General features: G+C 65.4%; 21 protein-coding genes and 1 tRNA gene. 5 read left to right on the top strand and 17 right to left on the bottom strand.

What is annotated here, in order from left to right; all coding sequences use genetic code 11:
• Window positions 1–158: 158 nt before the first annotated feature.
• The 13 genes from QE416_RS00550 to QE416_RS00610 form a co-directional block, all read right to left on the bottom strand.
• Window positions 159–554, bottom strand: coding sequence for a hypothetical protein (locus tag QE416_RS00550; protein WP_210073674.1), 396 nt, complete (start codon window positions 552–554; stop codon window positions 159–161).
• Between the two features lie 68 nt (window positions 555–622).
• Window positions 623–754 carry a hypothetical protein gene (locus QE416_RS00555; RefSeq protein ID WP_307312783.1) on the bottom strand — a complete coding sequence of 44 codons (132 nt, stop codon included), beginning with the start codon at window positions 752–754 and terminating at the stop codon, window positions 623–625.
• A gap of 148 nt (window positions 755–902) precedes the next feature.
• A tRNA-Thr gene (locus QE416_RS00560) sits at window positions 903–975 on the bottom strand.
• A 65-nt stretch (window positions 976–1040) separates the two neighbouring features.
• Window positions 1041–1712, bottom strand: a complete 672-nt coding sequence (deoC, locus tag QE416_RS00565) for a deoxyribose-phosphate aldolase (RefSeq protein WP_307312784.1) — start codon at window positions 1710–1712, stop codon at window positions 1041–1043.
• Window positions 1713–1773: 61 nt separating this feature from the next.
• Window positions 1774–3315, bottom strand: a complete 1542-nt coding sequence (locus QE416_RS00570; RefSeq protein WP_307312787.1) for an alpha/beta hydrolase — start codon at window positions 3313–3315, stop codon at window positions 1774–1776.
• Entirely contained in the window at window positions 3312–4490 is a 1179-nt protein-coding gene (locus QE416_RS00575; protein WP_307312788.1) for a DNA polymerase III subunit delta', read from the bottom strand. The genes QE416_RS00570 and QE416_RS00575 overlap by 4 nt, the downstream gene beginning before the upstream one ends.
• Before the next feature lie 68 nt (window positions 4491–4558).
• The gene (gene tmk, locus QE416_RS00580) at window positions 4559–5233 is read right to left on the bottom strand and encodes a dTMP kinase (RefSeq protein ID WP_267787680.1); all 675 of its coding nucleotides are present in this window, start codon (window positions 5231–5233) and stop codon (window positions 4559–4561) included.
• Window positions 5230–8067, bottom strand: coding sequence for a type I DNA topoisomerase (gene topA / locus QE416_RS00585; RefSeq protein ID WP_307312790.1), 2838 nt, complete (start codon window positions 8065–8067; stop codon window positions 5230–5232). Before topA ends, tmk begins: the two co-directional genes overlap by 4 nt.
• Before the next feature lie 60 nt (window positions 8068–8127).
• Window positions 8128–8457: an Rv3654c family TadE-like protein gene (locus QE416_RS00590; RefSeq protein ID WP_307312791.1), complete on the bottom strand. Its 330-nt coding sequence runs from the start codon at window positions 8455–8457 to the stop codon at window positions 8128–8130.
• Entirely contained in the window at window positions 8457–8786 is a 330-nt protein-coding gene (locus QE416_RS00595; RefSeq protein ID WP_307312793.1) for a TadE family type IV pilus minor pilin, read from the bottom strand. The genes QE416_RS00590 and QE416_RS00595 overlap by 1 nt, the downstream gene beginning before the upstream one ends.
• Window positions 8783–9019: a DUF4244 domain-containing protein gene (locus QE416_RS00600; RefSeq protein ID WP_210073659.1), complete on the bottom strand. Its 237-nt coding sequence runs from the start codon at window positions 9017–9019 to the stop codon at window positions 8783–8785. The genes QE416_RS00595 and QE416_RS00600 overlap by 4 nt, the downstream gene beginning before the upstream one ends.
• Window positions 9020–9056: 37 nt before the next feature.
• The gene (locus QE416_RS00605) at window positions 9057–9965 is read right to left on the bottom strand and encodes a type II secretion system F family protein (RefSeq protein ID WP_307312796.1); all 909 of its coding nucleotides are present in this window, start codon (window positions 9963–9965) and stop codon (window positions 9057–9059) included.
• Entirely contained in the window at window positions 9962–10891 is a 930-nt protein-coding gene (locus QE416_RS00610; protein ID WP_267789338.1) for a TadA family conjugal transfer-associated ATPase, read from the bottom strand. Before QE416_RS00610 ends, QE416_RS00605 begins: the two co-directional genes overlap by 4 nt.
• Window positions 10892–11383: 492 nt before the next feature.
• On the opposite strand from QE416_RS00610, the gene acs reads away from it, so the two are divergent.
• The 3 genes from acs (at window position 11384) to QE416_RS00625 (ending at window position 16107) form a co-directional block, all read left to right on the top strand.
• Window positions 11384–13363, top strand: a complete 1980-nt coding sequence (gene acs / locus QE416_RS00615; RefSeq protein ID WP_307312798.1) for an acetate--CoA ligase — start codon at window positions 11384–11386, stop codon at window positions 13361–13363.
• A gap of 848 nt (window positions 13364–14211) precedes the next feature.
• Window positions 14212–14775, top strand: a complete 564-nt coding sequence (locus QE416_RS00620) for a hypothetical protein (RefSeq protein ID WP_307312799.1) — start codon at window positions 14212–14214, stop codon at window positions 14773–14775.
• Window positions 14776–14910: 135 nt separating this feature from the next.
• Window positions 14911–16107, top strand: coding sequence for a hypothetical protein (locus QE416_RS00625; RefSeq protein WP_307312801.1), 1197 nt, complete (start codon window positions 14911–14913; stop codon window positions 16105–16107).
• Here the strand turns inward: QE416_RS00625 and QE416_RS00630 are convergent.
• The 4 genes from QE416_RS00630 to QE416_RS00645 all read right to left on the bottom strand — a co-directional run bounded on the left by QE416_RS00630 (window position 16096) and on the right by QE416_RS00645 (window position 19096).
• Entirely contained in the window at window positions 16096–17022 is a 927-nt protein-coding gene (locus QE416_RS00630; protein WP_307312802.1) for a hypothetical protein, read from the bottom strand. The genes QE416_RS00625 and QE416_RS00630 overlap by 12 nt on opposite strands.
• Before the next feature lie 71 nt (window positions 17023–17093).
• Complete coding sequence (locus QE416_RS00635; protein ID WP_307312803.1) at window positions 17094–17231, bottom strand: hypothetical protein; 138 nt, start codon at window positions 17229–17231, stop codon at window positions 17094–17096.
• Between the two features lie 74 nt (window positions 17232–17305).
• Window positions 17306–17545 (bottom strand): hypothetical protein, encoded by a 240-nt coding sequence (locus tag QE416_RS00640; protein WP_307312805.1) that lies wholly within the window; start codon window positions 17543–17545, stop codon window positions 17306–17308.
• A gap of 363 nt (window positions 17546–17908) precedes the next feature.
• Window positions 17909–19096, bottom strand: coding sequence for a hypothetical protein (locus tag QE416_RS00645; protein ID WP_307312807.1), 1188 nt, complete (start codon window positions 19094–19096; stop codon window positions 17909–17911).
• Between the two features lie 1413 nt (window positions 19097–20509).
• On the opposite strand from QE416_RS00645, the gene QE416_RS00650 reads away from it, so the two are divergent.
• On the top strand, window positions 20510–21436 hold the full coding sequence (locus tag QE416_RS00650; RefSeq protein WP_307312808.1) for a hypothetical protein: 927 nt from the start codon (window positions 20510–20512) through the stop codon (window positions 21434–21436).
• Window positions 21437–21621: 185 nt separating this feature from the next.
• Window positions 21622–22296 (top strand): hypothetical protein, encoded by a 675-nt coding sequence (locus QE416_RS00655; protein WP_307312809.1) that lies wholly within the window; start codon window positions 21622–21624, stop codon window positions 22294–22296.
• Window positions 22297–22393: the final 97 nt, after the last annotated feature.

Here is a 22393-nt window from a genome sequence, read left to right on the forward strand (position 1 = left end):
CAGGACGAGCAGACTCGGGATGCCGATGCGCAGCCACCGCGATACCCGCGCGGGTCGTAGCGAGCGGCGCGTGGCTGTGCGGGTGGAGCGACGAGTGGACGCAGGCGAGTCGGACATATAGCTAGCTTATCTAGCAATATGTCCTCTGTGCCAGTTCGTCAGCCTCGCGCGAAGAGCACCACGATCGAGACGACGAAAGCGACCACGCCCAGGCCCAGCACTCCCGCGGCGAGGAAGGAGACGAATCGGACGAGGGGCGAGGAGCGCGTGAGCCGCATGCGATTCGACGAGCCGCGGCGGTAGAAGATATCGGCCATATCGGCGGCGCCGATCTTCACCTCGTCGTGCGCCGAGAGCGGCGCTTCGTTCACTCCCCCGTCGGCGTCGAACCAACGGACCACGCGACCGTCGTCGACGTGCTCCACGACCGCGCGGACGGGCAGCCAGGTGCCATCTGCGAGCAGGAGGAACACCGCCGCGAATGCCAACAGCAGTCCACCGCCGAGACCCACCCACGTGAAGATCTCGATGACGGCATCGAGGGCGTTCGACACGGAGGCTCCAGCGGGGTCAGCGGGCGGAGGACGGCCGTCACGCGGGCGCGGAACGAGGCGGGTTCAGCCTATCGGGCGGGTGCCGAGATCGTCGCCGGAGCCGGCGACAGCGCCCAGGGACGACGCGTCGCGACCAGCGCGACGGTGAGCTGCACGGCCGCAACCACCCCGAACGAGATGTCGATCACCTGCCAACCCACGGGATGCCCCCGGAGGGCGGCCGCGATCAGCAGGTGGGCGAACGCCAGCCATTCGGTGCCGTAGGCGAGGAAAGGAAACGCCGCGGCCGTGGCATCCAGCCCTTCGAAGAAAGGCCCCCACCCGGTGGAAGCGGGTGAGGGCCTTCGGAGCCGCCTAAGGGAATCGAACCCTTGACCTATTCATTACGAGTGAATCGCTCTGCCGTCTGAGCTAAGGCGGCATGTGCTCGCTGTCGCGTGCACGATCATCGATCTTACATGCTCCAGCGCGTGCCGAGGTACGCGCTCAGTAGTCGCCCACCGCGGTGCGGTCGGCGAGGATGTCCCGGCTCGACGACAGACCGAGGCGCGTGGCCCCCGCGGCGATCATCTCTTCGGCGGCGGCGCGGGTACGCACTCCCCCCGAAGCCTTGACCTCGGCGCGGTCGCCGACGGTGCGCTTCATCAGCTCGACGGCGTGGACGCTCGCTCCGCCTGCGGGGTGGAACCCGGTCGACGTCTTGACGAAATCGGCGCCCGCGTTCACCGCGGCCTCGCAGACGGCGACGATCGCCTCGTCGCTCAGCGCCGCCGACTCGATGATGACCTTCAGCACGGTGGGGGCGGGAGCCGCGGCGCGCACGGCGCGGATCTCGGACTCGACGACGTCGTAACGCCCCTCGATCGCCGCACCCACGTCGATGACCATGTCGATCTCGTCGGCGCCCTGGGCGACCGACAGGGCGGCCTCGGCCGCCTTGACCTCGGCGTGGTGCTTGCCGCTGGGGAAGCCGCACACGACGGCGAGCTTGAGGCCCTCGGGGAGCTGCACGGGCAGGAACGACGGCGAGATGCACACGCTGTAGGTGCCGAGCTCGGAGCCCTCGGCGATGAGGCGCTCGACATCGGCGCGAGTGGCCTCGGGCTTGAGCAGCGTGTGGTCGATGTAGGACGCCAGGTCGACGATGGGCGCGTTCATAGGGGTCTCCTCGGGATGTGACGTCTTCAGCCTACGCGGACGGTCGGGCCCGAACGCGGCGCTACTCGCAGCGCAGCCCCGCGGCGGGCACGGTGCCGTCGATCAGGTAATCGTCGACCGCCGAGTTCACGCAGTCGTTGCCCTTGTTGTAGGCGAGATGCCCCTCGCCGACGTAGGTGACGAGCACACCCTGCGACAGCTGACCGGCGAGCGCCTGCGCCTCGGCATACGGGGTCGCGGGATCGCCCGTCGTACCGAGGACGACGATCGGCGGGGAGCCGGGGGCGGTGATCGCTTCACGCGTGCCCGTCGGCGGTGCCGGCCACGCCTCGCAGGCGTCGGGCCCGAGCCAGTACGGGGCGACGACCGGCGCCTTCTCTCGGAGCTCCTGCTCGATCTGCGGATTGTTCTCGTCGCCCTCGTCGGGATAGTCGACGCAGTTGTAGGCGCGCAGCGCCTGCATCGTGTTGTCCTGGTACTTCCCGTCGACGCGACCGTTGTAGAAGTCGGCGAGTTGGAACGCGACGGAGGCGTCACCGTTCTGCACACCGCTCAGCGCGATACGGAGGTATGGCCAGTTCTGGTCGCTGTAGAGAGCCGCCACGATCGATGTCACCAGAGTGTCCGCGCCGAGCTGTCGGCCGTCGGGACCGGCGAGAGGACGCGCGTCGACCCGCTCGAGCACCGACGAGAGGTCATTCATCGCATCGTCGACGGACCCGGTGAACGGGCAGTCCGAGTTCTCGAGGCAGTCCGCCATGAAGGCGCGCAAGGCGTTCTCGAATCCGACCGCCTGAGCGATCCCGCTCGCGCTGCCGGGCAGACTGGGGTCGATGCCGCCGTCGAGCACCATGCGACCCACGCGATCGGGAAAGAGCCCCGCGTAGGTGGTACCGAGGAACGAGCCGTAGGAGAAGCCGAGGTAGTTGAGCTTCTTGTCTCCCAGGACGGCGCGGAGCAGATCCATGTCGCGCGCGGCGTTCTCGGTGGAGACGTAGGGCAGGATGCCGTCGCTGTTCTGCTGACACGCCTGCGCGAAATCGGCCTGACGCTTCTCGAGGGCGGCGTTGCGCTCGTCGCTGCCGCGCGCTCCCGGCGGGATGTCGTAGAGGAACGCATCCATGCCCGCCGCGTCGTAGCAGGTGACCGGAGCAGACTGACCGACGCCGCGGGGGTCGAAGCCGATGACGTCGTAGTCCTTCGTGAGCGTCTCATCCGCCACGAGCGAGAGGGAGTCGCGGACGGTGGAGACGCCGCTCACACCGGGTCCGCCGGGATTGGTCAGAAGCGAGCCCAGGGGCTGACCCGACGTCGCGCGGTGGCGGATGACAGCCAGCGAGAGCTCGCCCTGGGACGGATCGGAGTAATCGCGCGGGGCCGTGACCGTGGTGCAGTCGAAACCCGCCGAACCGCAGTCGGTCCAGGTGAGCGTCTGCCCGTAATACGGCAAGAGCGCGGCATCGATGCCTTCGGTCTGCGGAGCCGGCGACGGACCGACCGCGGGAGCCATGGGCGGGATCTGCGCGTAGAGGCAGCCCGACAGTGCGAGAGACAGACCCACGATGCCCGCGACGACGGCGGCCAGACGGCGACGCACGCTCACGGGGCGGATCCGTCGGCGACGGTGATCATGAGGCTCTCCAGCGCCAGCAGCGGGGCGGCGTTCTGTTCGAGGTTGCGGCGGGTGACCGAGATGCGGTCGAGGACTCCGAGTGTGCGGGAGGGAGACCACTCGGAGGCCACGGCACGCAGGGCCTCGAGACGCTCGCTGTTGACGAGATCACCCTCCCGGCCGTATTGGATCATCACGACGTCGCGGAAAAGCGACTGCAGGTCGGTGAGGACGCGGTCGATGCCGTCGCGCAGGCTGCGGGTCGCACGGCGCTTCTGGTCGTCTTCGAGGGCGTTGACCTGGCCGCGCACGGACGGCGGCACCGCGGCCCCCTCGGCCACACCGAGCATGCGCAGGAGCGAGCGACGCTCCTCCTCATCGCGCGTGGCCGTGAGCGCCTTGGCGTCGTCGGTGGCCAGGCGCACGATGCGCCCCGCGACGTCGACCGCGTCGCCGATGCCGCGCACGGCGAGGACGGCGGCGATGGTCTCGGCCCGACGGCCGCGCGCGTCGTCGTCGGTCGCGAGCCGCTGCGCCATGCCGATGTGGCGCTGCGCGTGCCGCGCGGACTCCTCGGCGATGTCGGGGCTCACCCCCGTGCGCTCCACGATGAGAGCGGCGACGTCGGCGACGGACGGCTCGCGCAGGCGCAGCACGCGCACGCGGGAGCGAATGGTCGGCAAGAGGTCGGCGTCACTGGGCGCGCAGAGCACCCACACCGTCTTCTCGGGGGGCTCCTCGAGGGCTTTGAGGAGAACGTTCGAGGTGCGCTCCGCCATGCGGTCGGCGTCTTCGACGACGATCACGCGGTGGCGTCCGAGCGAGGGGGCGAAAGAGGCACGCTCGACCAGGCGTCGCGCCTCGTCGATGCGGATGACGACCTGCTCGGTGCGCAGTGCGGTGAGATCGGGGTGGGTGCGGGCGAGCACCTGACGCTGCGCCTGCTCGTCGCCCGGATCGGCGATGAGCGCCGCGGCGAACGCGTACGCCAGAGTGGAGCGGCCCGAACCGGGAGGGCCGGTGATGAGCCACGCGTGGGCAAGGGCGGAGGGGTCGGATGCCGCGTGCTGCAGCGTCTGGACCGCCTCGTCCTGCCCCCACACGGCATCCCACGGGAATGCCGTCGTCCCTGCGGAGGAAGCGGGCGAATCGAGGGCGACGGACATGGGCTCCAGCCTAACGGCGGGGTCGGACACGGCCGCTGGCGGTCGGCTGTGCATCGTCCGGCCCCGCGTCAGCCGAGACGCTCGGCGATGGCCGCACGGACGTGATGAGCGAGCTCGTCGGCCGGGCGCATGGCATCGAGGACGAGGAAACGCCGCGGCTCGTCGGCGGCGAGGGCGAGGAAGCCGGTGCGTACGCGCGCGTGGAACTCGCTCTTCTCCGCCTCGAGTCGGTCGAACGGTTTGTCGTCGGCATCCAGGCGCCGACGCGCCGCGGCCGGATCGAGGTCGAGCAACACCGTGAGATCCGGCAGCAGCCCGCCCGTCGCCCAGAGCGACAGGGCGCGGATGTCGTCGGCATCCAGGATTCTGCCCGCGCCCTGATAGGCGACGGACGAGTCGAGGTAGCGGTCCTGGATCACGACGTCGCCGCGGGCGATGGCCGGCTGCACGACGGTCTCGACGTGATGAGCCCGATCCGCGGCGTACAGCAGAGCTTCGGCGCGTGCCGCGATGTGACCGCGATGATGCAGGACGATGTCGCGGATGCGCACGCCCACCTCGGTGCCACCGGGCTCACGGGTTCGCACGACCGTGTTGCCACGGGCGGTCAGCCACTCCTCGAGCATCGAGGCTTGGGTGGTCTTGCCCGCGCCGTCGCCGCCCTCGAAGGTCACGAACAGGCCGGGCCCCCCGGCCGCAGCCGCCCGGGGGACGGTCAGCGGCCGGGTGCGATCCTCGGTCACGACTTCTTCGCCGGCGCCTTGCGCGTGGTCGTGGTCTTGGGTGCCGCTGCCGTGGTGGTCTTGGCCGTGGCCGTCTTGGCCGCGGTGGTCTTCGTGGCCGTGGTCTTCGCCGCGGCCGTCTTCGTGGCCGTGGTCTTGGCCGCCGCAGTGGTCTTGGCCGGAGCCTTGCGCGCCGCCGTCTTCTTCGGCGCCGGACCCTTGGCGCGTTTGTCAGCGATCAGCTCGACCGCGCGCTCGAAGGTCAGGGCCATCGCGTCTTCACCGCGGGGAACCGTGGCGTTCGTCTCGCCGTCGGTGACGTACGGGCCGAAACGGCCGTCCTTGAGCTTGAGGGGCTTGCCGCTCACGGGGTCGGCGTCGAACTCCTTCAGCGCACTGGATGCCCGGCGGGCGCCGTACTTCGGCTCGGCGTACTTCGCGAGGGCCTGCTCGAGTGTGATGTCGAAGATCTGCTTCTCGTCGTCGAGCGACCGTGAGTCGGTGCCCTTCTTGAGGTAAGGACCGAAGCGACCGTTCTGCGCGGTGATCTCGGCGCCCGACTCCGGGTCGGTGCCGACGACGCGCGGAAGCGACAGCAGTTGCAGAGCGGTGTCGAGATCGACGGTGTCGACCGACATCGACCGGAACAGCGACGCCGTTCGGGGCTTGGGAGCTGCTTCCTTCTTCGCGCCGCGCTTCTTGGGGGCCTCGACGACCTCGCCCGTGGCCTGGTCGACCTCTTCGGGCTCTTCGGCATCGACTTCTTGGACGTAGGGCCCGAAGCGACCGTCCTTGACGACGACGAGCTTGCCGTTGTCGGGGTTCTCTCCCAGCACGCGGTCGCCGGCAACCGGGGCGTCGATGAGCTCCTGCGCCTTCGCCGGCGTGAGCTCGTCGGGGGCGAGGTCTTCGGGGATGTTCACGATGCGGGGCTTCGCCTCGGGGCCGGCCGCGGGGTCGGTGACCTCGAGGTACGGCCCGTACTTGCCGAAGCGGAGGGTCGCGGTGTCGGTGATGCGGGTGGAGTTGAGCTCTCGAGCATCGATCTCGCCGAGGTTGTCGACGATGTGGCGGAGCCCCACCTGCTTCTCGGAGCCGAAGTAGAACGACTTCAGCCACTCGGTGCGACGCTGCTCGCCGCGGGCGATGGCATCGAGATCGTCCTCGAGGGCAGCGGTGAAGTCGTAGTCGACGAGGTCTGCGAAGTGCTCCTCGAGCAGACGTACGACGCTGAAGGCGAGCCAGCTGGGTACCAGGGCCTGCCCGCGCTTGCTCACGTAGCCGCGGTCGAGGATCACGCCGATGATGCTGGCGAAGGTCGACGGGCGGCCAATCCCCTTCTCTTCCAGCGCCTTGACCAGGCTGGCCTCTGTGTAGCGCGGCTTCGGAGAGGTGCTGTGGCCCTTGGGCTCGACGTCGCTGACCGACAGCGTGTCGCCCACGGCGACGGCCGGCAGCGACTGGTCCGCGTCGTCGTCGTTGCGCTTCTCGTCAGCGCCCTCTTCGTAGGCCTCGAGGAACCCCTTGAAGGTGTAGACGGTTCCGGATGCCGTGAACTCGGCGACCTGGGCACCCGCCTTCACGGTGAGGGTGACGGTCGTCGTCTCGTACTTGGCATCCGCCATCTGGCTGGCGACCGTGCGCTTCCAGATGAGGTCGTAGAGCTTCTGCTCATCGCGGTCGAGGGAGGAAGCGAGCGAGGCGGGAGTGCGGAAGGTCTCGCCGGAGGGGCGGATGGCCTCGTGGGCCTCCTGCGCGTTCTTCGACTTGCTCTTGTAGACACGCGGGTTCGCGGGGACCGCCTTGTCGCCGTAGAGCGAGACGGCCTGCGCGCGCGCCGCCGAGATGGCCTGCCCCGACAGGGCGACCGAATCGGTACGCATATAGGTGATGAAGCCCTTTTCGTAGAGTCGCTGCGCGACCCCCATGGCGTGCTTGGCGCTCATCGAGAGCTTGCGACCCGCCTCCTGCTGGAGCGTCGAGGTCGTGAAGGGAGCACGGGGGCTGCGCGTGCCGGGCTTGGCCTCGACCTTGGCGACGGTCGCGGTACCCGCGGCGGTGATCGCGTCGGCGAGGGCACGGGCCTGCGCCTCGTCGAGGACCACGACGGCCTTCTTGAGCTGGCCGTTGTCGTCGTAGTCGCCACCGCGAGCGATGGGGGCGCCGTCGAGACGGTTCAGCCGGGTGGTGAAGGAGGATCCCGCCTGCGAGGCAAGGGCTTCCACGTCCCAGTACGAAGCGGAGACGAACGCCATGCGCTCCCGCTCGCGTTCGACGACCATACGGGTCGCCGCGGACTGGACGCGGCCGGCGCTGAGCGCCGTGCCCTCGCGGCCGGAACCGACCTTGCGCCAGAGCACCGGCGAAACGTCCCAACCGTAGAGACGGTCGAGGACGCGGCGCGTCTCTTGCGCGTCGACGAGAGAGACGTCGAGCTCGCGCGTGTGCTCCGCCGCTTCCTTGATGGCGTCCTTGGTGATCTCGTGGAAGATCATGCGACGAACGGGGACCTTGGGCTTGAGAACCTCGAGCAGGTGCCACGCGATGGCTTCGCCCTCGCGGTCGCCATCGGTGGCGAGCAGGACTTCGTCGGCACTCTTGAGCGCTCGCTTGAGCTCGGCGACCGTCTTGGTCTTGCGGTCGTTGACGACATAGAAGGGGTCGAAGTCGTTCTCGACGTCGATGGAGTACTTGCCGTACGCCGCCTTCTTGTCGGCCGGGATCTCTTTCTTCGACGCGAGGTCGCGAATGTGACCGACCGAGCTGAGCACCTCGTAGTCGTCGCCGAGGTATCCCTGGATCGACTTCATCTTCGTCGGAGACTCGACGATGACGAGCTTCTTTCCGTTTGCCACTGGGGTCCTTTCGTCGATGCACACCATACACACGCCTCCCTGTTCGGGTTCCGGGAGGTCTCACGGGGTCGCGGCCTCGGGGGGTCCGGCCCGTGAGCGCGCATCGAATGAAATCCCACCGTACGCCCCGGCGACGGTGATGGTGGCGATCAGGCCCTCGACATCGCACTCTCGCAGGCTCGCGTCCCCCGCCTCGGCGATGCGGGCGGCCTCCTCGCAGGGCACTCCCGCCACCGCCCCGCTCGCGGCGTCCGCGGCCGCGAGGGCGGCAGCGTCCGCCGTGCCCGCCAGACGTTCGACGGCGAGCGAAGCCCCGCCGACCACGGCCAGAGCGCAGACGAGACCCGCAATCACGGCGACCACGCCGACAGTGGTCACCGTGCCGGGCATCAGCGACCTCCATCGAGGGCGCACGCCCGGGCGGATGAGGGCGGGAGGGGAAGCCCCAGCGGCACCGGAACGGAGGCGCGGACGCACACCACTCCTCCGCCGCGGTCCACCGAGGCGGTCGCGCCGACCTCCGCGAGGCGTGACAGGGCGTCCTCGTCGCCGCGACCGAGGAGTCGGGCGGCCTCGGCCACCGCCTGCTGCACACGGACGGTGGTCGCCACCGACCCGAGCACACCGACGCCGAGCGCGAGCACGAGCAGGACAGCCGGCAGCGCCACGGCGAATTCAGCGGTGGCCGCGCCGCGCTCCTCGAGCTGCGGGATCTTCACTGAACCGTCAGTGCACGGCGCACGAGGTCCGTCAGGATCCCGCGTACCTCATCGCTGCGCATGATGACGACGAGTAGTCCCGCGAACGCGACGGCAGCCATCGTCGCGATGGCGTACTCGGCGGTCGCAGCGCCGCGTTCGTCGAGGAACAAGGCGCCGGCGCGAGCGCTCGTGAGGGAGGGCAGGTCTGCGGCGGGTCGAGGGCGGATCGCGGTGCGAACGAAACGGATCATGGATCTTTCCTTCTTCTCAAGGGCGGATGGACGGCGGTCACGGCAATGCCGTGGACCGCAGGACGGCAAGCGCGGCAGGCACGACGGCGATCAACAGGAACGCGGGGAGTGTGCACACGCCGAGGGGGACGAGCAGTCGTGTAGCCAGACGCGCCGCGGCGACTCGACCGTCGGTCCGCGCGCGGTAGCGCGCGATCCAGGCATCGCCGCGGAGCAGCTCGGCGGCCGGGACACCTGCGCGGGTCGCCAGCTCGAGAGTGTCCCTCACCTCGACGCGCCCCGTCGGGTCGATTCCGAGGTCGTCGATCACTCCGCGAGCCCGGTCGACGGAGACCCCCGCAGACAGAACGACCGCCCACAGCTCGGCCTCCAGCCCAGGAATCACCCGTGGCGGCTGCGCCCTCCGGGAGAGACGCCGCATCCAGACGTACGCCGTCGCCATCAGGATGAGCCCGAGGGCCAGACAACCTCGTCCGAATGGATCTGCGAGCAGGGTGCCGACCAGGTCGAAACCCAGAAGACCACCGAGAGGGATGCCGACGAGGGGCAGCCAGGCGAGGAGGCGGGCTGTCGCAGCCGGTTCGGCGAGAGCGACGCGCACATCAGCCGACACCTCGGCGGTCTCGCGAAGCGCGCCGACGACCGAGCGGAGGGCGTCGGACAGCGGAGCCCCGGCGGCCACAGCCACACTCCAGATCGCGGCGAGGCCATGCCAGGAGTCCCCCGCCGCGCGAAGGACGGCACCGACGTCGGCTCCCCGCTCGGCGGCGTCAGCCGCAGCGGTCAGCGCCGGGTCACCGCCCTCGGCGAGGTATCTCCAGGCGAGAGTCGGGGCGGTTCCGCCCGACAACAGAACGGCGAGACGCAGAACCGTCTCGATCGGATCAGCTTTCCGCCCGTCGCCACGCGAGTTCCGACGCGTTCGGCCGAGGATCCTGACGTTCACGCCCACTTCTCCGGTTCGACCCGCAGGCATTCGTCCCGAAGCACCGGACGACCCCAGCCGGTCACGCGTCGCCGCCCGCCGACACGCTCCACGTGGATGACCGCGCCGATGGCCCCGGCACTCTGGCGCGCGCAGGTTCTGGCATCCATTCCCGCGAGGGCCCCCAAGGCTTCGAGACGCGTCGCGACATCGACGAGGCTGCTCGCATGGAGGGTTCCCGCTCCCCCGTCGTGGCCGGTGTTGAGGGCCATGAGCAGGTCCCGGATCTCCTCCCCCCGACACTCGCCGAGGATCAGCCGGTCGGGGCGCATGCGCAGCGCTTCGCGCACGAGACGGGAGAGGGAGATGCCACCGGCGCCCTCGATGTTGGGTTGTCGCGCCTCGAGCGCGACGTGGTGCGGATGGTCGGGATGCAGTTCCGCAACTTCTTCGATCGTGATGATGCGCTCCGTCGCGGGGACCCGAGCGAGCAGCGCAGCGAGAAGGGTCGTCTTCCCCGCCCCGGTCGGCCCGGCGATGAGCACGTTCTCCCGCCGGTCGACGAGGCGCTCCAGCCGCTCCCGCTGACGCGCTGAGAACATGCCCGCACGTTGGAGGTCGCCGAGATCAGGGCCGTCGAACTTCGGGACCCGCACGGAGATACTCGTCCCGCTCGCAGCCACGGGTGCCAGAACGGCGTGAACCCGCACTCCCCTCTCGAGCCGGACGTCGACGCAGGGCGATGCGTCGTCGAGATGACGACCCCCGAGCGCGATCAGGCGCACCGCGAGACGGCGCACCTCGGCCTCGCTCGCCAGCCACGACGTCACCCGCTCGACCCCCTCACCCCGGTCGACGAAGAGTCCCCGGTCGCCGTTCACGAAGAGGTCCGTGACACACGGGTCGTCGAGGAAGGGACGGAGGAACGCCACCGCGGGATCGAGCATGTCGACGACCCCGTTGTCGAGGCCGTTGCGGAGTGGGGTGAGGAAGGTCACGCGACGACCGTAGGGTCACGATGCGACGGTCCGCGGGCCGTCCGAGGCGATCGGTGGAGGCGGAGTGAACAACCGCTCCTGGGGAGGAACCACCCAAGACGTTTCGGGACAGACCCTCGACAGCGAGGGGCAACAGCACCAAGAAAGAGGGGGCGGCATCCCTACAGTGGGGGGCGAGGGATGCCGCCACGCGCCGGGGAAAAATTGGGGGGCTCCCCCCGACACGAGTGCCGGAAGCGATGTTCGGGCGCTAGCTAGAGTACGCGTGCAGATGGGTCCGGCCAACTCGACCGACCTATTCACGGCGATATATCACCTGTTTCCCATTCACCCCGATCCCATCTATCGGAGGTAACCGGTGCAGGAGGGGGTCGATAACGTGACCACAGTGAGGACACCGCGCGCAGTTGCGCGGGTCCGTGAACGCGAAGGAGCGCCGCGATGAGCAGCCAGATCGACCACCTCCTCAACGAGACCCGCCGGTTCGCGCCGTCGGCCGACTTCGCCGCCCAGGCCGTCGCCCACCGCGATCTCTACGAGCGCGCCGCAGCGGACCGCGAGGGTTTCTGGGCCGAGCAAGCCCGCGAGCTCCACTGGCACAGCCCCTTCACGCAGGTGCTCGACTGGTCGAACCCCCCGTTCGCGGAGTGGTTCGCCGACGGTGAGCTCAACGTCGCGTACAACTGCCTCGACCGGCACGTCGAAGCGGGCAATGGCGATCGCATAGCTCTGCGCTGGGAGGGAGAGCCCGGCGACCAGCGCAACGTCACCTACGCCGAGCTGACCGACGAGGTGAAGCGCCTGGCGAACGTCCTCACCGAGCTCGGTGTCGAGCGAGGGGACCGCGTCGCGCTGTACCTCCCGATGGTCCCCGAGGCCGTCGCCTCGATGCTCGCCGTCGCGCGAATCGGCGCCGTGCACTCCGTCGTCTTCGGCGGGTTCTCGGCCGACAGCCTGCGCGCGCGCATCGACGACGCGGGCGCCAAGCTCGTCATCACCGCCGACGGGGGATGGCGCAAGGGAAAGGTGTCGCCCCTGAAGCCCGCGGTCGACCTGGCCCTCGCCGACCGCAACGGCTCCGGTGAGCAAGAGACGGTCGAGCACGTGCTCGTGGTCAAGCGGGGCGGCAACGAGGTCGACTGGTCCGAGGGCCGCGATCTCTGGTGGCACGACGTGGTTCCGAAGGCCTCCGCCGACCACGAGGCCGAGGCGTTCCCCGCCGAGACCCCCCTCTTCATCCTCTACACGTCAGGAACCACCGGAAAGCCGAAAGGGATTCTTCACACCTCGGGCGGGTACCTCACCCAAGCCGCATTCACCAACCGCGTCGTCCACGACGTGCACCCCGAAACAGACGTGTACTGGTGCACCGCCGACATCGGCTGGATCACGGGACACACCTACGTCACGTACGGCCCCCTGGCCAACGGCGCGACGCAGCTGCTCTACGAAGGCACCCCCGACACTCCGCATCCGGGACGCTGGTGGGAGCTCATCGAGAAGCACGGCGTGACGATCTTCTACACGGCGCCGACGGCCATCCGATCGTTCATGAAGATCGGGCGCGACGTGCCCCAGAAGTTCGATCTGTCGTCGCTGCGTCTGCTCGGTTCGGTGGGCGAACCCATCAACCCCGAGGCCTGGATCTGGTACCGCGAGATCATCGGCGCCGACAAGACCCCCATCGTCGACACGTGGTGGCAGACCGAGACCGGAGCCATGATGATCTCCGCTCTCCCCGGAGTGACCGAGACCAAGCCCGGCTCCGCCCAAGTGCCGATCCCCGGTGTCTCGGTCGCCGTGGTCGACGAGAAGGGCGAGCCGGTCGGCAATGGCAGCGGCGGCCTCCTCGTCATCACCGAACCATGGCCGAGCATGCTGCGCGGCATCTGGGGCGACCCCGACCGGTACCGCGAGACCTATTGGGAGAAGTTCGCCGACAAGGGCTACTACTTCGCCGGCGACGGCGCCCGTCTCGACGACGACGGCGACGTGTGGCTGCTCGGCAGGGTCGACGACGTCATGAACGTCTCGGGCCACCGTCTATCGACCGCCGAGATCGAATCCGCTCTCGTCGGACACGAGGGCGTCGCCGAGGCCGCCGTGGTCGGGGCGAGCGACGAGACCACCGGTCAGCGCGTTGTTGCCTGGGTATGCATCAAACAGAGCCAGGCGCGTAAGGCGAGAAACCGCGAGGACCTCGTCGCCGAGCTGAAGGCCTGGGTTGGGGATCAGATCGGCCCGATAGCTCGCCCCAGCGAGATCCACCTTGTTGACGATCTTCCGAAGACCCGGTCAGGGAAAATCATGCGTCGACTGCTGCGAGATGTGGCAGAGGGCCGGGAGGTCGGTGACACCCAGACCCTGGCGGACACGATGGTGATGAGGACCATCCAGGAGAATTCTCGAGGAGACCGGTAGTCAACAATGAAGGAGCGTCGGCCTTGACCCGGCGAATGCTGACCGCGAGCATCTGAGAGGCACGAAGGAATTACCTTGCAGATAGATGTAAGTGTGCAGTCTGTGGTGGAGAAGTATGCTCGCGCACTCAAAGGCCCTACCCTGCTGTTTCAGTTGTGGCCTGCTCCACGCCCAGTCGGAAGACCGAAACAATCGCAGTCCGCGCTGTGCGGTGCCATAGTGCTTGGCGTAACAGGCGCCTTCGAGGCGTTTGCGGAGGACCTTGTTGCCGCGGCGATGATCCGGAACGGCTACGGATGGGCGCAGGTAGCGGCGAACGCCGACCTCACTAACCCCAGCATTGAAGACGCTCGCGCGAAGCTCAGCCATGCTGTCGGAATAGATGTGTCCGGGGCCCCAGAATGGTCACTCAACCTACCAACCCAGAGCGGGACCTCCCTAGCTTGGGCGGAAAAGTCGGTCTCGTGGGGACGAGTTCTGGATCTGTCCAAAAGTTGGATTGAGGTTCGCCACTGCTTGGCGCACGGAGCTGTGACTGGGATCGGATCGGAGCAGTGGCCCGGTCCCGTGTCTAGCAAGAAGTTCGGCACGAAGCTTGCGAGCGCAAACGACGAGGGTGTTCTGGCGCGCGTTTCCGGCAGTCCTGGAAAGCGGGCGTTGTACTTCTGGCCCACCGTTGCGTGTGCCCGCATCTTTGCCGCAGGAGCCAAACATCTTGCTACGACTGTGGCGAACGAGTTTGGAGAAGACATCGATACATCAGCGCTTCCGGACTTCAAGTCGGTGTGAGCTGGAGCCTCCCTATAGGCTGACTTGAATTGCCCGCATCTACAGTCAAGGAGTACCCAATGGCGCTGGCGAACTACAAGGTCACTGACCTCTCCGCAGAGGCCAACGAGGACGGTAGCCTGCCTGCCGAGCTGCTCACTCGTCACGGCGTGATCAGCGCTTACGCTCCCGGCTTCAATCTCAACGACCCGCTTGACCTCGACGACGCCGAGCAGTGGCTTGATCTCTTCGCTGAAGACAAACTTGCGCAGAAGGCACAGCGGGTTGCCATCGAAGTTCTGGATGTTCGGCAGCTGTCCGAGGACGCGGAGGCTCGGCTCGCCGCGAAGAAGGAGGAGGTGACTCAGATCCAGGATGAGATCAAAGCCATCGCCGCTGCCTACCTGCGAACCATCACGGAGGAAGAACTCGCGGCCGGAGAGGTCGTTTCGCTCAGCGCCACTTCTAAGATACTTGTGGATGCCGTCGAATTTCAGCGCCGTCGCACTGGAAACTCCGCGAGCAAGGTTCTCGAACAGAACTCGAACCTGCCCAAGCATGTAAAAGATCGCCTGGAGAAGAAGGCCAAGGCAGACGCCCAGGCCACTGCGAACCGGATGGCTGGTAAGCCGAAGAAGTCCTGATCCACAGTCATTGTGGAAAGATTTCGGTTCTACGACACGGACAGTGAGAACGAGAAGAGCGCTCCAGCCTTCCCGTTCTCGTTGATCAAGGTCCCCTCCCCGAGCCTTGAGGCAATACAGCCTAAAGGCTGGACAATGGAGGAGTTCGGCCCCCACATGCGAGGCGTGCAGGCTGCGATGGAGGTGGAAGACCTCTCTCTGATTGATGTCCCCGATGGCCTGACTGCCGAAGAGATGGCCGAGAGCGTAGAGCAAATCCTGATTTACGCTAAGTCCGGCGCGGCCCTGATCTCTGAGCGTCAAAAGATCATCCGTGAGCACATCGACCTGCTAGAGGCGCAGAGCCTTGCAGTGGCACTGATCTGGTCGCCTATCGTTCTCGACCCCGATTTCCACATCGTCGAGGGTCTGCCCTGGTGCTGGGCGCTCAGGGAGATGAACTACGACGGACCTGTTCCCGTCTCGATCAGGCTCGACGCTGATCCCTACGCTGGCCTCGATCACATACGGCATCTGATGGGACGCTTCGGGGAGCGCCGCTCGGAGCTGGACTACGACGCTATCCAGGAACTCCTGGCCGACGCGTCCGCCGAAGAGCGAGCCCTCCTTGCCACGCGTGGCCATTACCCGACGCGGGAGGCAGTTGAACTGCTCCTCTCCCGAGATACCTTCACGAGGTTGGGCGGTTTGATCTCGAAGCAGCTCGGCTACGAGATTGAACGAGTCAAGGCCGGCAATGCTAGGAAGAAGATCAAGCGACAGGATCTCAACCTAAAGTTCGATCCGGCCCAGTTGCTCTATGTCGATGCACTGCGGGCTCAGATCACCGCCGCTCGCGAGCGAGAGCTTGTCGAGTCGACAGACCCCGAGTTCGCTCGAAAGCTGAAGCGGCATCTCGACGAGGAAGCCCAAGCGACCAAAACCGGTGAGAAGTTCTTGCTTGCGGAAGGCGAGCGCTGGGAACGAGTCGAACCGGGCGTCTTTACCCATTGGGTCTTCCCACTCCATCGATTCCGCCTCGCTGAGGCCGAGCCTGCCGCCGAGCCAAGGCTTGCCATCGAACCGTCGCCCTACCTTATGGATCTGCCGCAGTTCCGCATCTTTGCGAAAGCGCACCTCGGCGTGAGCCAAGCGGAGGCGGATGAGCTACATGCGGCGGAGGGAGCAGACGGCTTCAACCGTCGGCTGCGACGCTACATTGAGGCCACGCCTACAATCTACCGAGACAAGGGAACCGGCAGGGGCAGAGAGCTTGACGGCTCACAGACGCCGGAGCGAATGGCCCTAATCGATCAGGAAGCCCGCCTCGAGCGGTGGCAATCAGCGATCTAGGATCAGGTCATCCAGGCTTGAGCCGTCCCTGAGTGCAAGCTCAGTGTGTACCTTGCTGTAATCCACATGGTGATGAGCGCCGCGTTGCACCTTGGTGTAGCTCACGCTCGACAGGAACGGGTACAGGTTCACGACGGCCTGAGCCTTCTCAAGGTTGTCATGGTCCATGCCACCAGCCGTCTTGTCATTGTCTGGTAGTGGAGTGTTGTAGACGATGATTCTGCTGCTCAGGTTGACCAGCCCGCGCATGAGGTAGTCAAGCGAGTAGACCACATCATCGTTGCGCCGCCCTCGCCAGGGGATGTCAATCGCGGTGTTGATTCTCATGCAGGTATAGCTCTTGGCTCCCTGCGCCAGGTGCCGGTTCTTCTCGTGGTTGCGGCTCAGGCCTGACTTGTCGAACTCGGCTGTTCCCAGGTTGGAATACTTATCGAGAAGTCGCTCGAAAAGTTCAAGCGCGGCGACAACATTGATGCGCTCTCGTGGCGGTCGGTTCTTGGAGCCCAGCGTGTAGGTCTGCGGCTGCCAGTAGAAGGCATTGATCGAAAAGCTCTGGATGTCGTCGTCCCACATCCAGCAGTGGGCCTCCCCACGCTCTCGCGCGATGTCAAGCATGGCGTTGCGAGCCGGACCAGGACCGGTCGTAAGCCCTTCTTGCCAGAAGCGCTCGTCCTCGTATTGGAAACCTTTTGGGTTGGTGTACTCCCGGTAGGGCGCCTTATAGACCTCGGCATCGAACATCAGCACATGCCGCTCGGGATCTCCGATACCGTCCTCCCGAAGGCCTCGCACATAGTCCACATAGTCGAACGGCTCCACCAGATAGGCCCAGTTGGTCATCCCGTAGCGCAGTAGGTGTTCGTGGGACTTGCGAGTGTAGGCGCGGCCGCGCGAGGGGATGTAGACCGTATCCATGGGGCCAGCCTATCGGCGCCTGCGAAATAGCCCCCGACCATCGGTCGGGGGCTGCCAATCGGGATCGCTTGTCAGCCGGCGAGTTTGTCAGCGATCCGCTGTGCTCCATCATGGAGCCAAGGTCGGCTGATGTTCCAGCCGTCTTCGATCGCCTGGAGCATGATCTCGATTCCCTGTCGCAGAAGCTCCACGAGTTCGAAGAATGTCATCAGCTTTTCTCCGTTCCTTTCGCTTGAACCAATGAGAAGGGCCGGGGATTATCCCCCGGCCCTGCTTCCCGTAGTCAGTCCTGCTTTTTCAGCAGGTCGATCCGGTCGGCCAGTTCGTTGAGCACCTTCACGGCGGCGTCCCGCTTCGCCACAGCCTCCTCCTTGCTCTTGGCGTAGAAGGGACGACTGCGACCGGCGTCGTCCACCAGGCCTCCGACCTCGTGCTTGAGGCGAGCGAACATCCGGGTGATGTCCTTGCGGTCGAACTCGCCGGCCTTGACGGAGGGAGCCTGGGTAGCGGTTGCGTTTGCCATGATGATTGCCTTTCAAGCGGATGTGGCGTGGTTGGTTGGGTCAATCATGAATGGACCTACTAGGAAGTCAACTCCTCCTAGGAATTTGTTCCGACCGGCTCTTTCCTAGTGGCCGAGGCGAGCCGGAACTGTTCATCGGCGGACACTGAAAAGCTGTTCTGAGCGCGCCCGCTACAGCCCCGATGTCATTGACCCTCTGGGCTGCCTCACGGTGTTAGACGGGCACCCATGGCCTGAGAGTGGTCATTCTGCATGACTGTTCGAGAGACGGCGATTTCTGAGCGAACATGGCAATCTCGGGCAGACAGAAAAGAACGGCGGCGAGGGTGGTGGTTCCTCGCCGCCGTTGGTGTGCGCGTACTTTCAGAAACGCCAACCCTCGCCGCTGTACAGCTTGCCTTCGGCATCCCTCAGCTGCATGGATGCGAATAGACGCTGTGCGCCAATCCTCTTCACGGCAACCTGTAGCGCCTCGAAGACGGCCTTCTTGTGGGAGACATAGACGAATCCTGCGAACACCGGGACCGCCCCTCGCTCTCGCTGGCGGGCCATGGTTGTGACTACTCGCAAGAGGTCTTCCGAGTTCTTGAGGCTCAGCTCAACTTCAATCGCGATGGAAACAGGTTGCTTGAGGTCGGTGCGGTGGTCTTCGAGGTCGATTGCAAGATCTACTGGGTGGTTTTGATTGCTGTACTTGCGACTCGTGTAATCGGTCGTCAGCGTCCACTGTCCGGGGTTCCTGGCGAGCGCTTCGGAGATAGGTAGCCGACCTGACTCGACCTCCTGCGCAATGCGTTCCTGATCTCTCCATGCCTGATCCGGGTCGATGACATTCTTCTTCTCACCCTTGTCGTAGCGGCTTGCCATCGCTCCATAGGCAGTGTTCATGTACTGCTCGGGGATCAGCCTAGGCAGTAGGTCGAGACCGGTTGGGATCGGGACTTGGCTTGTCTTCTGTATGCCGGAGACTCCGCCGACGAGCTGAGCGGCGACCTGAGTGACGGCTAGGCGGTGTTCGAGGTTGAACAGTCGCACGCTTCCGAGCTTGTATAGCCGTGACACTCGCTCATCGATCACGCCATGGAAGGTGAGCAAGTCCTGTCCTCGCTTGGTCAGAAACCAGAGCTGAGTCATGCCCATGATCTTCTCCGAGCCGACCAGTCCAAGCTCTTTGAGGGCCAGGGCTCGCTTGTGAGCGCTCGCCCTCTTGATGCCCCACACGATGCCAAGCTGCTTTGAAGAGGCCAGCGGAAACTTCCACAGGAACCACAGACCGAGCTTGTCCCGGTCGGTGAAGAAGGTTCTCCCATACTTCGGAGCGTTGGGATTCTGTCGCTTGCCGGATCGAAAAGTGTCGGGCACGAGGTCGACGGCAGTGGTTCCATCTGCACCGATGGTGTCGTACTCGGCGGGTTCCTCAACTGCCGTGGTGGTCAGCTCGGGTGCTGAGTCCGCTACTGCGGGCATCAGCTCGGGCGTGCCGCCCTCGGCATCGTCGTACTCTTCATCTGCGAGAAAGTCCATCACGGACCCGCTGTTGGTCATGCTCATGTTGCTTCGCTCCCCTGCGTGGATCGGGTCTTAGAACAGCTCCTATGGGCTTAGGCGGTGTTCTCCTGACCGGTTCGCGTATTGGCGCGCCGGTCCGAGTCGCATATCAAAACAGGTGACAACACGGGCGCGAACTGTTCTTCGTGTTTGATCGCACGGTGCCTGGTGTCAGCCCTCCGCGTCTTCCTGCGTCTGCTGTCGAGTGCTGAGACCGGCTCATGGAACAGCAAGAGGCGGCACGGCCGCCAGGGGGCAGACGCAGACGCCGAGCGAAGCTCGTCGTCAGCGGTAAAGAGGCACCGCTTGCACGGTGCATCTTTCCCGCAGGAGCAATAGCCAGACCGCCCTCGGCGCTCTGACGATTGCTCCGGGAGGAGACGACGGACCGCCCTCGGCGCTCCATCGTTTCCTCCCAGCCCTGCCTTGCAGGGCTCCCAAGACCGCAAGCGCTCTTCGGCATCCCGCTGGAAAGTGCTGACACCCTTCCAACCTGTCCTCAGGCCGTAGCCTCCGAGACCCGCTGAAGGCTGCACCAGCAGTCTTCACTCCTCTCCACTGCGAACCCGCCCAGTGGAATACGCCGATCACACTGCGTGATGGTGTCGCACCACTGCTAACCCTTCTCCCCGGACGAGAACCCATGCCACAGCACTGGGGATGCTGAAAGCTGTCACCAAGAACTGACAGAGCTTTACCAACAGCCCTACTCGACTCCACACGATGAGCCGACTGACAAGAATCTGAGCTTCCTAAGCAGCGGAAGCGGGAGCGGCAGCAGCGGGAGTATCCAGGAGTCTTTTTTCATTTTCTCGAGCACGAGGCTCAGGTTGCGCCTCCTGCTTGATCCTAAGCACGAGTCAACAGAATTGTTGGCAGTGGTCAGCCGGCCTCCAGGAGGTGGACGCTCACCAATGTTCTATCTGCACCGATGACCCGGAAGGCTCGGTCGATAGTAGCCGCGGGGTGATTCACCATGAGAAGAGAGAAACTGCAAGGCGAGAGGGTCTACTACCACGCCGACCCTGACTGGCCTGAGACGCAGGTGTGCTGGCAACCATGCAGCGACTGCCTATCGGGCATGATCCGCTACGAGGACGAGGAAGAGGCCGAGAGGGTACTTGCTGAACTTCGGCATTGATGTTCTATCTGCATCGATATGCAGATTTGACTCAACAAGGAGGGGAACATGTTCCACCATCTCAATGACCACTCAGGTGCCATCACGGTCTGCCGGAACCCAATGGGCTGCACCGTCGAGTGGCACTACCGCTCGTTCGCTGATGCGCAAGACGCCTACGAGGCAGGCATGCAGGATTTCCTACTGCCTGCTCCATCCAGGAAGGAGGCGGCACGATGAGCGCTTCGGTCAATGCCCGCCTTCACATCTCGAAGGATCGTACATTCAGACGCTGCGTGGCTGAGCTGAACTGCCCGTTCGGTGATGGTGCGCACACCAACCTGCCCGGCATTGCTGAGGCGGGCGGTGGGCTGGCAGCTCCCAACGGTAGGACGCTTGAGGTCAGCCCGATGGTGGACGGCATCTACACAGTCGGCACATCGAATCGAAAGCAGACATGGACGAAGGACGGTAGGAAGCTGACGCCCGTCGAAGTACGCCGGAGACAGCGACAGCTCGCAAGCACTGAAACGCAATCGGAACCCGGAGAAGAGTCGATCGCGGCTGATCGGAAGGCTCCTCGGACGGCCGGGGCTGGCCGTAGTACCAACCCCAAGGACTTCGAGCTGGCTGGGGGAAGCAATGATCCCGGAATCCTTGCGCAGCTCGCTCAGTCCCCCGATTGGAATGTGAGGCTTCTCGTCGTCCGGAACCCGTCGACGGCAACGGACACCCTCGAGGGACTGGCGGTCAGCTCAGAGAAGCACGCACACCTGTACCGGAACGCCGCTCACGCCGAGCTCGGCCATCGATACCAGGACATGAGAGATAAGGCCGAGCTGGAGGCCTGTGCTCGCATGGAGGCGGATGGCGCCCTTCAGAAGCGGCTCGAAACCATGCCGAACTACAGGCAGCTGGCCTACATGCCTGCAGAACGCTGGGAGCAGAAGTCGACAAGAGCCCGCAAGACGCTCTTGGAAGCCGCTATGGGCGAAGCGGCAAAGCTTCTCAAGCTGACAGTCAAGCTGGCTGGCTGGACGGGGAAGAAGACGGCTAAGGCTGTGCTGGGGAAGGACGGCGTGAAGGCCTTCCAGCTCCCCCACCGTATGATCTACCGCCCCACCCGTGAGGTCGTCGGCTTCATGGTCGACTTCTTCACCGCGCTATCCGGCGATCCCCGAGCACAGAAGGGCATCGCTCGGCGGTTGGGCTTTGGCTGGTGATGCTGGCTGATATGGATGGAGGCACGGTCCTTCAAGAGTGGTGTCGCCTCCAGTGAGTGCGGGGCCGCAATCGAGTTCGACGATTCGATTGCGGCCCCTTCTTATTGCCATCCGAAGGTTCTATCTGCACCGCACCGCTCGTTTTGATATGGGTCTGCGATCTCAACTATTGGAGGCAGATCACCATGAACAAGAAGACACAGACCATACTCACCGCCGCCGCCGTCGGACTCGTTGCCAGCATCGGCATTGGAACGCTGGCCGCAACTTCAGGATCGGCGGCCCTCCAGGATGGCCTGTTCCAGGTTCGCACTGTGGACTCGGACGGCTTCGTAGGCATCGCAGGCATGAAGGGCAAGGGGGGCAACGGCACGACACCGGGCACAGGAAACCCGGGTGTCGAGACACCCGTTCCAGGGACCCCAGGCGCAGAGACGCCTACCCCCACCGCCCCAGGCACACCGACGCCAGGCGGAGGCGGAGAACAGCCAGGCACCGGTACCCCCGAAGTTGCAGTCCCGGCTTTGAAGGCAACAACCATAAGCTGCACCACAATGACTGGTGGGAACGCCATGTCTACCTACGCCCGGCTCAGCTGGCCAGCGATGCCGAACGCCGAAAAGTATAGGCTCACCGTGGGTGATGCATCTGGCAAGCGTATGGTCATCTCGGATACAACCGCCACCAGCTTCGATTTCACCAAGCCTGTGATGGACGCTGCATTGCCCTCGACCATGCCCGGGCAGAAACTTCAGCTCGTCGTTGACTACACCGCCAAGGATCGAGTGAGCCCAATCTCCAACGAGAGCATTGTGATTACACCCGCCTCGACTTTCGACGGAATCAGATGCGGTAGCTGACATCTCTTGAAAAAGGCCCCCGGATGCCTCCAGCTCCGGGGGCTTTTCTTGTGCCGTCGAGCTGCTGGAGATTGCAGTCTGAGCGCGCAGCGCAGAG

The sequence above is a fragment of the Microbacterium sp. SORGH_AS_0421 genome (assembly GCF_030818635.1).
Classification (GTDB): domain Bacteria; phylum Actinomycetota; class Actinomycetes; order Actinomycetales; family Microbacteriaceae; genus Microbacterium.

Excerpts from the sequence above, each read along its gene's own strand:
- deoC (WP_307312784.1), bottom strand. The coding sequence starts at position 1,712 with ATGAACGCGCCCATCGTCGACCTGGCGTCCTACATCGACCACACGCTG.
- QE416_RS00575 (WP_307312788.1), bottom strand. The coding sequence starts at position 4,490 with ATGTCCGTCGCCCTCGATTCGCCCGCTTCCTCCGCAGGGACGACGGCA.
- QE416_RS00590 (WP_307312791.1), bottom strand. The coding sequence starts at position 8,457 with ATGCCCGGCACGGTGACCACTGTCGGCGTGGTCGCCGTGATTGCGGGT.
- QE416_RS00600 (WP_210073659.1), bottom strand. The coding sequence starts at position 9,019 with ATGATCCGTTTCGTTCGCACCGCGATCCGCCCTCGACCCGCCGCAGAC.
- QE416_RS00610 (WP_267789338.1), bottom strand. The coding sequence starts at position 10,891 with ATGCTCGATCCCGCGGTGGCGTTCCTCCGTCCCTTCCTCGACGACCCG.
- acs (WP_307312798.1), top strand. The coding sequence starts at position 11,384 with ATGAGCAGCCAGATCGACCACCTCCTCAACGAGACCCGCCGGTTCGCG.
- QE416_RS00620 (WP_307312799.1), top strand. The coding sequence starts at position 14,212 with ATGGCGCTGGCGAACTACAAGGTCACTGACCTCTCCGCAGAGGCCAAC.
- QE416_RS00625 (WP_307312801.1), top strand. The coding sequence starts at position 14,911 with ATGGAGGAGTTCGGCCCCCACATGCGAGGCGTGCAGGCTGCGATGGAG.
- QE416_RS00630 (WP_307312802.1), bottom strand. The coding sequence starts at position 17,022 with ATGGATACGGTCTACATCCCCTCGCGCGGCCGCGCCTACACTCGCAAG.
- QE416_RS00635 (WP_307312803.1), bottom strand. The coding sequence starts at position 17,231 with ATGACATTCTTCGAACTCGTGGAGCTTCTGCGACAGGGAATCGAGATC.
- QE416_RS00640 (WP_307312805.1), bottom strand. The coding sequence starts at position 17,545 with ATGGCAAACGCAACCGCTACCCAGGCTCCCTCCGTCAAGGCCGGCGAG.
- QE416_RS00645 (WP_307312807.1), bottom strand. The coding sequence starts at position 19,096 with ATGAGCATGACCAACAGCGGGTCCGTGATGGACTTTCTCGCAGATGAA.
- QE416_RS00655 (WP_307312809.1), top strand. The coding sequence starts at position 21,622 with ATGAACAAGAAGACACAGACCATACTCACCGCCGCCGCCGTCGGACTC.